General features: G+C 69.1%; 9 protein-coding genes. 4 read left to right on the forward strand and 5 right to left on the reverse strand.

The window, feature by feature from the left end; translation table 11 throughout:
- The coding region (locus WS91_RS23295) for a YbfB/YjiJ family MFS transporter (protein WP_156432447.1) at positions 1-947 on the reverse strand (947 nt) is incomplete at its 3' end.
- 134 nt (positions 948-1081) lie between these two features.
- Between WS91_RS23295 and WS91_RS23300 the strand changes: the two genes are divergently transcribed.
- Positions 1082-2047: a LysR substrate-binding domain-containing protein gene (locus WS91_RS23300; RefSeq protein WP_059671122.1), complete on the forward strand. Its 966-nt coding sequence runs from the start codon at positions 1082-1084 to the stop codon at positions 2045-2047.
- A gap of 406 nt (positions 2048-2453) precedes the next feature.
- On the opposite strand, the gene alaS is transcribed toward WS91_RS23300, so the two are convergent.
- The gene (gene alaS, locus WS91_RS23305) at positions 2454-5078 is read right to left on the reverse strand and encodes an alanine--tRNA ligase (RefSeq protein ID WP_059671123.1); all 2625 of its coding nucleotides are present in this window, start codon (positions 5076-5078) and stop codon (positions 2454-2456) included.
- Between the two features lie 1095 nt (positions 5079-6173).
- Here alaS and WS91_RS23310 point away from each other — a divergent pair.
- The gene (locus tag WS91_RS23310; RefSeq protein WP_038751335.1) at positions 6174-7394 is read left to right on the forward strand and encodes a CaiB/BaiF CoA transferase family protein; all 1221 of its coding nucleotides are present in this window, start codon (positions 6174-6176) and stop codon (positions 7392-7394) included.
- Positions 7395-7790: 396 nt separating this feature from the next.
- Positions 7791-8504 carry a hypothetical protein gene (locus WS91_RS23315; RefSeq protein WP_082758301.1) on the forward strand — a complete coding sequence of 238 codons (714 nt, stop codon included), beginning with the start codon at positions 7791-7793 and terminating at the stop codon, positions 8502-8504.
- Positions 8505-9182: 678 nt separating this feature from the next.
- Here the strand turns inward: WS91_RS23315 and WS91_RS36950 are convergent.
- Positions 9183-9392 carry an ornithine acetyltransferase gene (locus tag WS91_RS36950; RefSeq protein ID WP_059671124.1) on the reverse strand — a complete coding sequence of 70 codons (210 nt, stop codon included), beginning with the start codon at positions 9390-9392 and terminating at the stop codon, positions 9183-9185.
- 264 nt (positions 9393-9656) lie between these two features.
- Here WS91_RS36950 and WS91_RS23325 point away from each other — a divergent pair, with 264 nt between their 5' ends.
- Positions 9657-11366 (forward strand): glutamine--tRNA ligase/YqeY domain fusion protein, encoded by a 1710-nt coding sequence (locus WS91_RS23325; protein WP_059583030.1) that lies wholly within the window; start codon positions 9657-9659, stop codon positions 11364-11366.
- A gap of 311 nt (positions 11367-11677) precedes the next feature.
- Here WS91_RS23325 and WS91_RS23330 read toward each other — a convergent pair whose 3' ends face one another.
- Together WS91_RS23330 and WS91_RS23335 are read right to left on the reverse strand one after the other, a co-directional pair.
- Complete coding sequence (locus tag WS91_RS23330) at positions 11678-12154, reverse strand: NUDIX hydrolase (protein ID WP_059641686.1); 477 nt, start codon at positions 12152-12154, stop codon at positions 11678-11680.
- Positions 12155-12172: 18 nt separating this feature from the next.
- Positions 12173-12559 (reverse strand): RT0821/Lpp0805 family surface protein, encoded by a 387-nt coding sequence (locus WS91_RS23335; protein WP_038751339.1) that lies wholly within the window; start codon positions 12557-12559, stop codon positions 12173-12175.
- Positions 12560-12611: the final 52 nt, after the last annotated feature.

Consider the following 12611-nt stretch of genomic DNA (forward strand, 5'->3'; position numbering starts at 1 on the left):
GACGCGTTGGACGCGTTGGACGCGTTGGACGCGTTGGACGCGTTGGACGCGTTGGACGCGTTGGACGCGTTGGACGCATCGGACGCATCGGACGCATCGGACGCATCGGACGCATCGGACGCATCGGACGCATCGGACGCGTTGGACGCATCGGGCGCGTTGGATACGTCACGCGCATCGGGCACGCCGTACGCCGAACCCACTCGAATGGCGTCGGCCGATCCGGCCGGCTCGACCGCGCACCTCGTCTCGGCCCGACCGCCCGCCTCTGCCAAGCCGCCCCCATCGCCCGCGGTTTCCGCCCCGCGACGAAGACGCCCGCCGTCCGCATCGCGCATCGGATCGCGCCCCGTCGCCCCGAACGCGCGCCACACGATCGCCGACAGCACCGCCGACGCCGCCGCGAACCCGATCCAGCCGAGCGCCGCACGCTGCCCCGCCAACGCGGAGCCGATCAGCCCCGTCACGACGATCCCGATCCCCGGCCCGGTATAGATCACGCCGCCCCACGCAGGCGCGCCGCGCTCGGCGACGCGCCTCAGGCCCCACTGCGACGCGAACACGAACGTCCACGCGCTGACCGCGCCGCTCGCGAAGCGCACGAGCGCCCACACCCAGAACGGGCTCGCGACTCCCATCGCGAGCGTCAGCGCGACCGTCGCCGCGAGCCCGGCGCGCACCATCCGCGCCGGATCGACGGCGATGCGCGCGCAGGTCATCGCGCCGACGAAATAGCCGGCGTAGTTCGCGGACGCGAGCCAGCCGCCGTGCCGGATGTCGAGCTCGCCGCCCGCGAGCATCAGCGGCAACAGCGGCGTGAACGCGAAGCGCCCGACGCCGAGCGCGACCGCGAGCGCCGCCGCACAGGCGAGCGCCGCGTCGCGCGCCGCGCGCTCGCCGGAGAATGGATAGTCGGCCGCGCCGCGTGAAGGAGAAAGGGAGCGCATCGTTTCGAGGGCGACGCGGCCGATTCGAGGGGTCGGAAGCGTCGCGGATTAGCCAAAATCGAATCGATGCTAGCTTGACCAACCGTTCTCGAAAAATGAATAATTGAGATTCGATCCATCCCATGGAGAGAATCATGGATCTGGCGGCGCTGGCGATCTTTCGCGCGGTCGTGCGCGAGAACGGCGTGACGCGCGCGGCCGCGAAGCTCAATCGCGTGCAGTCGAACGTCACGACCCGCATCAAGCAGCTGGAGGAACAGCTCGGCGCACCGCTTTTCGTGCGCGACGGCCGCCGGCTCGTGCTGACGCCCGCGGGCGAAACGCTGCTGCCGTACGCGGAGCGCTTGCTCGCGCTCGCCGACGAGGCGCGCCACGCGGTCCGCGAGAACCGCCCTCGCGGCCGGCTGCGGCTCGGCGCGATGGAAAGCACCGCGGCGAGCCGTCTGCCCGCTTTTCTCGCGCGCTACCATCAGGCGTGGCCCGACGTCACGCTCGAGCTCGTCACCGGCACGACCGGCGAGCTGATCAGCCTGGTGCGCGAATTCGAGCTCGACGCCGCGCTCGTTGCGACACCGGCCGGCTCCGAGGCGCTCGGCGAGCCGTTCGAGACCGCGCCCGCCTTCACCGAGGAACTCGTGCTGCTGACGCCGCGCGGCCATCCGTGCGTGCGCACGCCGCGGGACGTGCTGCTGCCGACGCTCGTCGCGTTCGAGCGCGGCTGCGCGTACCGCGGTTGCGTCGAGCGCTGGTATGCCGCATACGGGCTCAAGCCCGGGCGCGTGCTCGAGCTCGGTTCGTATCACGCGATCGTCGCGTGCGTCGCGGCGGGCGCGGGCGTCGCGGTCGCGCCGCGCTCGGTGCTCACCGTCCAGCGCGAGCCCGACAGCCTCGGCGTGCATCCGATCGACGACATCGCGCCGATCGACACGATGCTGGTCTGGCGTCAGGGGCATTTCTCGGCGGCGCTCGCCGCGTTGCGCGACGCGTTGCGCGATGCGGCCGCGGCGGCGAACGCAACCGACATCGCGACGAACGAAACGGCGAAGGCCACGCGCGGGCGCACGCGGCGCGGCACGGCGGACGAAACGCTGGCCGTCTGACGTGCGCGATGCGCGCGTGCATAGCCGGCTCGCCGTGCGGCGGCGCTGCGTCACGCAACGCGAGGCAAGGCGAGGCAACGCGACATGACGCGCGCCGACGCCATGCGCGCACCGCGCACCGCCGCGCCCGTCATCGAACCCGAAAGCAAAACGGCCCAGCCGGCGCAAGCCGATTGGACCGTTTCGGTCGTTCGATCATCCGATTTTTGCCGCGACGCTCGCGGAAGTCGAAGAAGCGAAGCGCGCCGGCATCGCCGCAAGCTCATCGTCCAAGCCCGCGTTCCGCCGCGCGGGCGCACCGCGCACCGCGCCGATACGCCCCCGAAATCGCGTCACCCGCCGCCGCCGTGCGGCCGCCGTTGCGACGAGAACGGCGCGCCGAATCTCGTCGCGCCGCCCGGCCGCGTCACAGCCGCGCTTCGACCCAGCCCTTGACGCCCGCGAGCGCCGCCGGCAGATTCGCCGGCTCGGTGCCGCCCGCCTGCGCCATGTCCGGCCGGCCGCCGCCCTTGCCGCCCACTTGCTGCGCGACGAAGTTGACGAGCTCGCCCGCCTTCACCTTCTTGCTCGCGTCCGCCGTGACGCCCGCGATCAGGCTCACCTTGCCGCCGTCGACGGCCGCGAGCACGATCGCCGCGCTCTTCAGCTTGTCCTTCAGCTTGTCGACGGTCTCGCGCAGCGTCTTCGCGTCGGCGCCGTCGAGCGTCGCGGCGAGCACGTGCACGCCGCCGATTTCGACCGCCTGCTGCGCGAGCTCGTCGCCCTGGCTCGACGCGAGCTTCGACTTCAGCGCGGCGAGTTCCTTCTCGAGCGATTTCACCTGATCCTGCACCTGGCCGATCCGCTGGATCAGCTCGGACGGCTGCGCCTTCAGCGCCGCCGCCGCCGCGTTCACGCGCGCGTCGAGCGCCTGCACGTAGCGCACCGCGTTGTCGCCCGTGATCGCCTCGACGCGCCGAATGCCCGCCGCGACGCCGCCTTCCGCGACGATCTTGAAGAGGCCGATGTCGCCCGTGCGATGCACGTGCGTGCCGCCGCAGAGCTCGCGCGAGAAACCGAGATCGAGCACGCGCACTTCGTCGCCGTACTTCTCGCCGAAGAGCGCCATCGCGCCGCCCTTCACCGCGTCGTCGTACGGCATCACGCGCACGATGCCGGGCGCGTTCGCGAGCACCTGCTCGTTGACGATGGCCTCGACGCGGCGGATTTCGTCGTCGGTCAGCGGCGCGTTGTGCGCGAAGTCGAAGCGGGTCTTGTCCGCGTCGACGAGCGAGCCCTTCTGCTGCACGTGCGAGCCGAGCACGTCGCGCAGCGCCTTGTGCATCAGGTGGGTCGCCGAGTGATTGCGCGCGGTGCGCGCGCGGCGCTCGGCGTCGATCTCCGCGCGAACGACGTCGCCGATCTTCAGCGTGCCCTGCTCGAGCGTGCCGTGGTGGCCGATCACGTCGGCCTGGACCTTCAGCGTGTCGGCGACCGCGAAGCGCGTGGCCGCGTTCGCGAGCACGCCCTGATCGCCGACCTGGCCGCCCGATTCCGCGTAGAACGGCGTGTGGTCGAGCACGACGACCGCGCTCTCGCCCGCCTTCACGGCGTCGACCGACGCGCCGTCGACGTACAGCGCGACGACTTTCGCGTCGTCGAACGCGATTTCCTCGTAGCCGTGGAAGGCCGTCTTCGCGCCCGAGTAGTCGAGGCCCTGCGCCGCCTTGAACTTGCCCGCCGCGCGCGCCTGCTCGCGCTGGCGCGCCATCGCGTCGTCGAACGCAGGTTCGTCGACCGTCACGCCGCGCTCGCGGCACACGTCGGCCGTCAGATCGAGCGGGAAGCCGTACGTGTCGTGCAGCTTGAACGCGAGTTCGCCGTCGAGCGTCTTGCCACCCGCGGCGTCGAGCTCGCCGAGCGCGGCGTCGAGAATCGACATCCCGTGCTCGATCGTCTCGAAGAAGCGCTCTTCCTCCTGGCGCAGCACGTCGGTCACGCGCTGCTCGGCTTCCTTCAGCTCCGGATAGGCCACGCCCATCTCGGCGACGAGATCCGCCACGAGCTTGTGGAAGAACGCCCCCTTGCGGCCGAGCTTGTAGCCGTGGCGAATCGCGCGGCGCACGATCCGGCGCAGCACGTAGCCGCGGCCTTCGTTGCCGGGGATCACGCCGTCGACGATCAGGAACGAGCACGCGCGGATGTGATCGGCGATCACCTTCAGCGAATTGTTCGCGAGGTCGGCCACGCCCGTTTCGCGCGCCGACGCCTTGATCAGGTTCTGGAACAGGTCGATCTCGTAGTTGCTGTGCACGTGCTGCAGCACGGCCGCGATCCGCTCGAGGCCCATGCCGGTGTCGACGCACGGCTTCGGCAGGCGCGTCATGTTGCCCTGCGCGTCGCGGTTGAACTGCATGAACACGAGGTTCCAGATCTCGATGTAGCGGTCGCCGTCTTCCTCGGGGGACCCCGGCGGGCCGCCCCACACGTCCGGGCCGTGGTCGTAGAAGATTTCCGAGCACGGGCCGCACGGGCCCGTGTCGCCCATCTGCCAGAAATTGTCCGACGCGTAGCGCGCGCCCTTGTTGTCGCCGATGCGGATGATCCGCTCGGCCGGCACGCCGACTTCCTTCGCCCAGATGTCGTACGCCTCGTCGTCGTCGTGGTAGACGGTGACCCAGAGCTTGTCGGCGGGCAGCGCGTAGACGGTCGTCAGCAGTTCCCACGCGTAATGGATCGCATCGCGCTTGAAGTAGTCGCCGAACGAGAAGTTGCCGAGCATCTCGAAGAACGTGTGGTGGCGCGCGGTGTAGCCGACGTTCTCGAGGTCGTTGTGCTTGCCGCCCGCGCGCACGCTGCGCTGCGAGGTGGTCGCGCGGGAGTACGGGCGCGTCTCGGCGCCGAGGAACACGTCCTTGAATTGCACCATCCCCGAATTGGTGAAGAGCAGCGTGGGGTCGTTGCCCGGGACGAGGCTCGACGAGCGGACGATCGTGTGGCCCTTCGATTCGAAGAACTTGAGGAATTTCTCGCGGATTTCGGCGGCGTTCATAGCGTGCGGGGACGGGGTCAGGCCAAAACTGGGTTGAGCGCCGGCCGCTTCGACTCGGCGGACGGCGGCTGGATTCTGAAACGATCAATTATACGGGATAGATCCCCGCTCGCGGCCCGTGGGCGTTGGGGTGGGCGTTGGGGTGGGCGTTGGGGCGGGCGTTGGGCGAACGTTCCGTGGACGGCGTCGAGGGCCGGCAGCGGGCGACGCGGCCGACTCGGCGTAAGATCGTCGCGGTCCGGAAACGTCCGACGCGCTAGTCGAGGACGGCCGGCAAAGCACGCGAAATCCACGCCGGAAACACGCGGCCGAGCTCGAACGACGGGTTTGGGGCGACGGGTTTGGGGCGGCGGGTTGGGCCAATCGGCCAGGCCGAGTCGAGCCGCGGCGAGCTGAACTCGGCCGTGACCGGGACCAGAACCGGCGAGTCCGGTCGAGCCGAACGATCGCGCGCGATACGAGCGCGCCGCGACGGCCGCATGGCGACGCGTCGAACCCAATGTGGACGATACGCCCGACACGCCGACAATCATGCCGCGGCCACCCCCGAAAGACGCCCGGCCGCCGCGCCATTACCGACCGTTCGGAGCCATTCGGAGCCATTTTTCGAGGCCGTTGCCGGCTTCCCGGCCGTGAGCAGGCCATTGCACCGTTCGAAGCCGTTGCCGAGCGCTCGAGCGCCGTGCTCGAGCGCCCCGTCGGCTCTCGCTCGACGTCGCAACACGTTCACATCGGCATCTCGTCGGCTTTCGACCGAGCGCATCGAAGCCGCATCGGGGCCGCATCGAGACCGCACCCAAGCCGCGCCGGAACCTCGCCCCCAATCCGCTCCGCCGAAGCAGCGCCACGCGGCGAGCGGTCACAACCGCGCCGCGGGCGCTCGCGGCGGCGGCGCGCGCCTGCATCCGGCCCCGCCGCCCTCGCGTCACCGCCCTCGCGCCGCCCGCCTTCGCGACAGCCGCACCCGAATCGCTTTAAGATGCGGCGGGAGACGACCAACCGGACACGCGCCCGCGTGGCCGCGCCCCGATCGGCGCGACGCCCCTGGGCCGCGCGCCGATCGATAGCACCACCAACAGAGGAGACTGAACGAAGATGGGAGCCCTCAGCCATATCCGCGTCCTGGACCTGAGCCGCGTGCTCGCGGGCCCGTGGTGCGCGCAGACGCTTGCCGATCTCGGCGCCGACGTGATCAAGGTCGAGCGCCCGGAGAGCGGCGACGACACCCGGCACTGGGGCCCGCCGTACCTGAAAACGCCCGACGGCGCCGACACCCGCGAAGCCGCGTACTACCTCGCCGCGAACCGCAACAAGCGCTCGGTGACGGTCGACATCGCGACGCCGGAGGGCCAGCGGATCGTCCGCGAGCTCGCAGCGCAATGCGACGTCGTGCTCGAGAACTACAAGGTCGGCCAGCTCGCGAAATACGGGCTCGACTTCGAATCGCTGAAAGCCGTGAAGCCCGATCTCGTCTACTGCTCGGTGACGGGCTTCGGCCAGACGGGCCCGTATGCGCATCGCGCGGGCTACGACTTCATCATCCAGGGAATGGGCGGCTTCATGAGCATCACGGGCGAGCGCGACGGCCTGCCGGGCGGCGGCCCGCAGAAGGCGGGCGTCGCGATCGCCGATCTCGCGACGGGCCTCTACTCGACGATCGCGATCCTCGCCGCGCTCGCGCACCGCGACCGCACGGGCTGCGGCCAGCACATCGACATGGCGCTCCTCGACGTGCAGGTCGCGCTCCTCGCGAACATGAACACGAACTTCCTCGCGAGCGGCAAGCCGCCCGTGCGCTGGGGCAACGCGCATCCGAACATCGTGCCTTACCAGACGTTCGAGACGAGCGACGGCTGGATCATCGTCGCGGTCGGCAACGACGGGCAGTTCCGCAAGTTCGTCGAGGCGGGCGGCCGCGCGGCGCTCGCCGACGACGAGCGCTTCGCGACGAACCCGGCGCGCGTGCGCCATCGCGACACGCTCGTGCCGATCATCGCGGAGATGACGAAGACGCGCACGAAACGCGAATGGCTCGACGCGCTCGAGGCGCTCGGCGTGCCGTGCGGGCCGATCAACGATCTCGATGAAGTGTTCGACGACGAGCAAGTGCGCGCGCGCGGCATGCAGGTCGAGCTGCCTCATCCGAGCGGCGCGACCGTGAAGCTCGTGCGCAACCCGATCCGGATGAGCGAGACGCCGCCCGACGCGCGCAGCGCGCCGCCTCTCCTCGGCGAGCACACGGACGCGGTGTTGCGCGACATGCTCGGCTACGGCGACGCGGCGATCGCGGCGCTCAGGGACAAGCGCGTCGTGTGAGCGCGGCGCATGGGTGCGATGGCGGGCGGGCGCGCGGCTTCGATTGTGCGCCCGCGTTCTTTCTCTCGAGTGTTGGTTCTTCGCCCCGTCGCCCGCTCGCCGTTTCGCCGGTTTGCCGGTTTGCCGGTTTGCCGGTTTGCCGGTTTGCCGGTTTGCCGGTTTGCCGGTTTGCCGGTTTGCCGGTTTGCCGATTCAAACTCGCGAACTTCTATAGCTTCAAGGCTTCGGGCTTCGGCTTCGGACGTTGAGCATCGACGGTTGAACTTTTGCGTTGAGCGTTGAGCGTTGAGCGTTGAGCGTTGAGCGTTGAGCGTTGAGCGTTGAGCGTTGAGCGTTGAGCGTTGAGCGTTGAGCCCCGAGCCCGAGCTTCGAACTCCGCATTTCGCGCGCCGGAACTTGCCCCCCCTCGAAAGCCCGAAATATCCGCGTGCCGCAACCCGGGATCTCGACGCGCGGCCCGCCCCGTTCACCGCACGCGGCACCCGGCAAGCGCACCCGGACATCGACGTCGGCTTCACGTGGGATCTGCCGACGATCGCCGCCGCGCGGATCGATCGCATCGTCGCTTACGGCTTCGGCAACCGCGCGAACGCGGCGAGCGGCAACACGCCGACGAACGGCGCGAACCAGACCGCGCTGCCCGATCCGGGCCCTGTCAACGAGGCGCTCGCGGACGCGGTCTACGCGATCCGCCGGTTGAAATCCGTCAAGGTCTACGCGCAGTGGGAGATCGCGCGCTTTCTCGCGTCGAAATACCAGATGGCCGACGTCCATTCGATCGAGCCCGTCGTCGCGGCGGACGGCTCGATCACGTACCTGAGCACCGACGGCGTCGCGGCCGCGATCGTCGCGCTGGAAGGCGGCGGTGCGGCGATGGGCGGCGTCGCGGTCGTCGGCCATCGCGATCATGCGAAGCGCTGCATCCAGACTTCGCGGGCGCGCGGAATGGCCGCGGCCGCGGTCGCGGAAGTCCCGCTGCCGACGCTGTACGAACCGCAGTCCGGCCAGGCTTGGACGCGCCGCCGCGACCTGTACCTCGTGCACGACATGTACGCGCAGTTCGCGACGCTGCGCGCGAACCTGATCGCGGCCGCCTATCCGAACGGCTGAGCCGGCAGCGACCGCGACCGAGACGCCGCAGGCCGAACGCGCAGCGCCGCATGCCGAATGCTGGACGCAGTGCACGAACGCCGTCGTACGAAGGTCGAAGAATCGCAAAGCCGCAATACGGGAATCGCAGGAATCGCGGGGATCGCGGGGATCGCGGGGATCGCGAGGATCGCGAGGATCGCGAGGATAGCGGGGATAGCGGGGATAGCGGGGATAGCGGGGATAGCGTGAAGAGCAGGAGAACAGGAAAGCGGGATAGCGGGAAAGCGGGATAGCGACAGGAATGATCAACGCCCGACGTCGACCGAAAAACCGCGAACACGAGCGCGTCGCTTCGGCCGCCGACACCCGAAACGGTGCCCCCGAACAAACCAGCCGGCGAAGATGCCAATCGCGAGCCCTCGTCGAAGGGCCCCAAAACCCGACGAAATCGTGCCCGCCAACAAAACGGGCGCGCCTATGGCGCGCCCTGCTGTCCGGCTTGCGACGGGCTGACACATGCATTCGTGCAACGAAGCTGACGAAGGGCGCGAAACCGGCTAATTCGACGCCCCGGATCTACGATCCGGCACCGCCCCCGGCATTCGCCCGCGCCACCTGCTCGCCAGGAGCGCCGTGGCGGCCCCGTCCACCGCTCGGCCGCCGCGTCGAATGCCCTTTAATGCCCTTCTGCGCCCTTTAGCGCACGCCCGCGCCGACGAGGCCGCCCGCCGCCGCGCCCGCGACGGTGCCGATCGGGGCGCCCGTGATCAGGTAGCCGAGCGCGCCGCCCGCGGCCGCGCCGATGCCGGCGTTGCGCTGCGTGCGGTTCATCGCGCACGCGCTCAAGCTGGCGAGCGCCACGGCGATGACGGTGGCGCGAACGAGAAAGCTGGTTTTCTTCATCATGATGCTGCCTTCGAAACGTTGCCGCGCAAGGCACGGCGCGGCGGCATGAAACCTGTGTGAGCGCATCTTAAAAAAGCGCGATCCGGCCAGCAAGGCGATTTACCTCCCGTTACAGCGGCAACACATGCCGCACAAATGCCGGAAAAACGCGCCGCGCCGCCCGCCGCAAGGTGCGCCGCTCCTCAGGACGCTCGTCCGTCAGGTAGAATTGACGAATTCGAGCGGCGCGGCACGCGCCCTCCCCCTTTTTCTTCCCTGTTCCGCATGAGCACCGAACGCAACGACGCCACCGCGCCTTCCAATTTCATCCGCAACATCATCGACGACGACAACCGCGCGAGCAAATGGAGCGGCCGCGTCGAAACGCGCTTCCCGCCCGAGCCGAACGGGTATCTGCACATCGGCCATGCAAAGAGCATCTGCCTGAACTTCGGCGTCGCCCGCGACTACGGCGGCGTGTGCCACCTGCGCTTCGACGACACGAATCCGGAAAAGGAAAGCGTCGAATACGTGAATTCGATCATCGACGCGGTGCGCTGGCTCGGCTTCGACTGGCAGAAAGACGGCGTCGACCACCAGTACTTCGCGAGCGACTATTACGACAAGCTCTACGAATTCGCCGAGCTGCTGATCCAGCGCGGCAAGGCGTACGTCGACAGCCAGAGCGCCGACGAGATGCGCACGAACCGCGGCTCGCTGACCGAGCCGGGCACGCCGTCGCCGTTCCGCGACCGCTCGCCCGAGGAGAACCTCGACCTGTTCCGCCGGATGAAGGCGGGCGAGTTCAAGGAAGGCGAGCACGTGCTGCGCGCGAAGATCGACATGGGTTCGCCGAACATGAACATGCGCGACCCGGTGATCTATCGCATCCGCTACGCGCACCACTACCGCACGGGCGACGCGTGGTGCGTGTACCCGATGTACGACTACACGCACTGCATCTCGGACGCGATCGAGAACATCACGCACTCGCTCTGCACGCTCGAATTCGAGGATCACCGCCCGCTCTACGACTGGGTGCTCAACGAGCTCGCCGACGCCGGCGTGTTCGCGCGGCCGCTGCCGCAGCAAATCGAGTTCTCGCGCCTGAATCTCACGTACGCGATCACGAGCAAGCGCAAGCTGCTGCAGCTCGTGACGGAAGGCCACGTCGACGGCTGGGACGACCCGCGGATGCCGACCATCGTCGGCGTGCGCCGCCGCGGCTTCACGCCGCAGAGCATCCAGCTCTTCTGCGAGCGGATCGGCGTGACGAAGGTCGATTCGTGGATCGACATGAGCGTGTTCGAAGGCGCGCTGCGCGACGACCTCGACGACAAGGCGCCGCGCACGGTCGCCGTGCTTGATCCGCTCAAGCTCGTCATCGACAACTATCCGGAAGGCCAGACCGAGGAATGCACGGCGCCCGTGCACCCGCACCATCCGGAGCGCGGGCAGCGCACGTTCCCGATCTCGCGCGAGCTGTGGATCGAGCGCGAGGACTTCAACGAGAGCCCGCCGAAGGGCTATTTCCGACTGTTCCCGGGCAACAAGGTGCGGCTGCGCTACGGCTACGTGATCGAATGCACGGGCGCCGACAAGGACGAAAACGGCAACGTGATCGCCGTGCACTGCAACTACTATCCGGACAGCAAGTCGGGCACCGAAGGCGCGAACAACTACAAGGTGAAGGGCAACATCCACTGGGTGAGCGCGCCGCACGCGTGCCCGGCCGAAGTGCGGATCTACGATCGCCTGTTCAAGGAGCCGCACCCGGACGCGGGCGGCCGCAACTTCCTCGAGGCGCTGAATCCGGATTCGAAGAAGGTCGTCCAGGCCTACCTCGAGCCCGGCGCGCGCGACGCGACGCCGGAGGCGCGCTATCAGTTCGAGCGCCACGGCTACTTCGTCGCGGACCGTGTCGATTCGAAACCCGGCCAGCCGGTGTTCAACCGGATCGTCGGCCTGCGCGACAGCTGGGGCAAGCCGGCCTGACGGCCGCTTCGGCGCGCTCCGTTACTCGCGCCGCGCAAAAAATGAAATGCCCGGCTCAGGCCGGGCATTTTCGTTTGATGTCCGAGCCGGGATGGCAGCCGAGTCGGCTTTCGGCCCGCCGACCGGTCCGGATTGCCGCGGCGCGTGCGGCGTCCGGCGCGCAGGCGCGCGTGACACCGAACCTCGCGCGGACGAATCGGCCGGGCGTCGCACGCCGGGCGTCGCACGCGGGGGATCGCGCGCCGAGGCTTGTCATCATGCAACGTTCGTCATCGGCGACGGGCGGCAAGGCCGTCGCGCACGCGCGGCGCTTACCCCGGCAGCGTCCGATGCAATTGCGCGAGCGACAGCGTCGTCGCGAAAAGCCGCGCGAGGCTGCGGCTCGCGTACGCCTCCACTTCGCCCGGCTCGGTCCAGCGAAACGCGTCCATCTCCGGAATCATCGTCCCGTCGCGGCGGCTCGGGAACATCGACGTGCACGTGCAACGCGACAGGTCCGTCTCGTGCGCGGCGGCTCGCGCGGCGAACAGGTGCAGATCCTTGTCGTGCCGGTAAGCGAACAAGCCGAGATCGGTCAGGCGCGCGGGATCGAGCACGATGCCCGTCTCCTCGACCAGCTCGCGCAGCGCCGCCTGCTGCGCGGTCTCGCCCGGCTCGCCCTGGCCCTTCGGGATGTCCCAGTGCGCCGTGTCGGTCGCGTGCGCGAGCAGCACGCGGCCGGCGAAATCGAGCAGCACGACCCCGCAGGACACCGTGCGCGGCCGGCCGCGCGGCTTCATCGCGCTCATCCGCGCGTCAGGCCCGCGTCAGCGCCTCTGCAACTGCCACTTGCCGGCCTCGGTCTTGCAATAGAGCGGCCGCAGCGTCATCGACTGCCCCTTCGCCTCGATTTCCGTCTTGATCTCGCGGCACGTGCGGCCTTCCTGCTCGGTCGTGCTCGGCGTCAGCTTCGCCGCGAGCTTCGTGCCGCGGCCTTCGTTCATCCAGTCGACGGTTTCGCCGTCCTTGCCTTCGTCGCGAACCTTCTGCACGGCCTTCGCGAGCGACGCGGTGTCCGCCTTGCTGAAATAGCTGATCGGCGTGTCGTTCAGGAAGTTCAGGTTGTTCTGCGCGTGCGCGGCAAGCGCGGCCGCCGCGCACGCGGCGCCCGCCAGCGCGCGCGACAGGATCGAAACACGGGCTCGCATCGTCATGTTGTTCTCCTTTGGAAGCGATCGAACGTCCGGCGCGCGGCTTCGGCCGCGC

This window comes from Burkholderia sp. MSMB1498, from assembly GCF_001526245.1.
GTDB classification, from domain to species: domain Bacteria; phylum Pseudomonadota; class Gammaproteobacteria; order Burkholderiales; family Burkholderiaceae; genus Burkholderia; species Burkholderia savannae.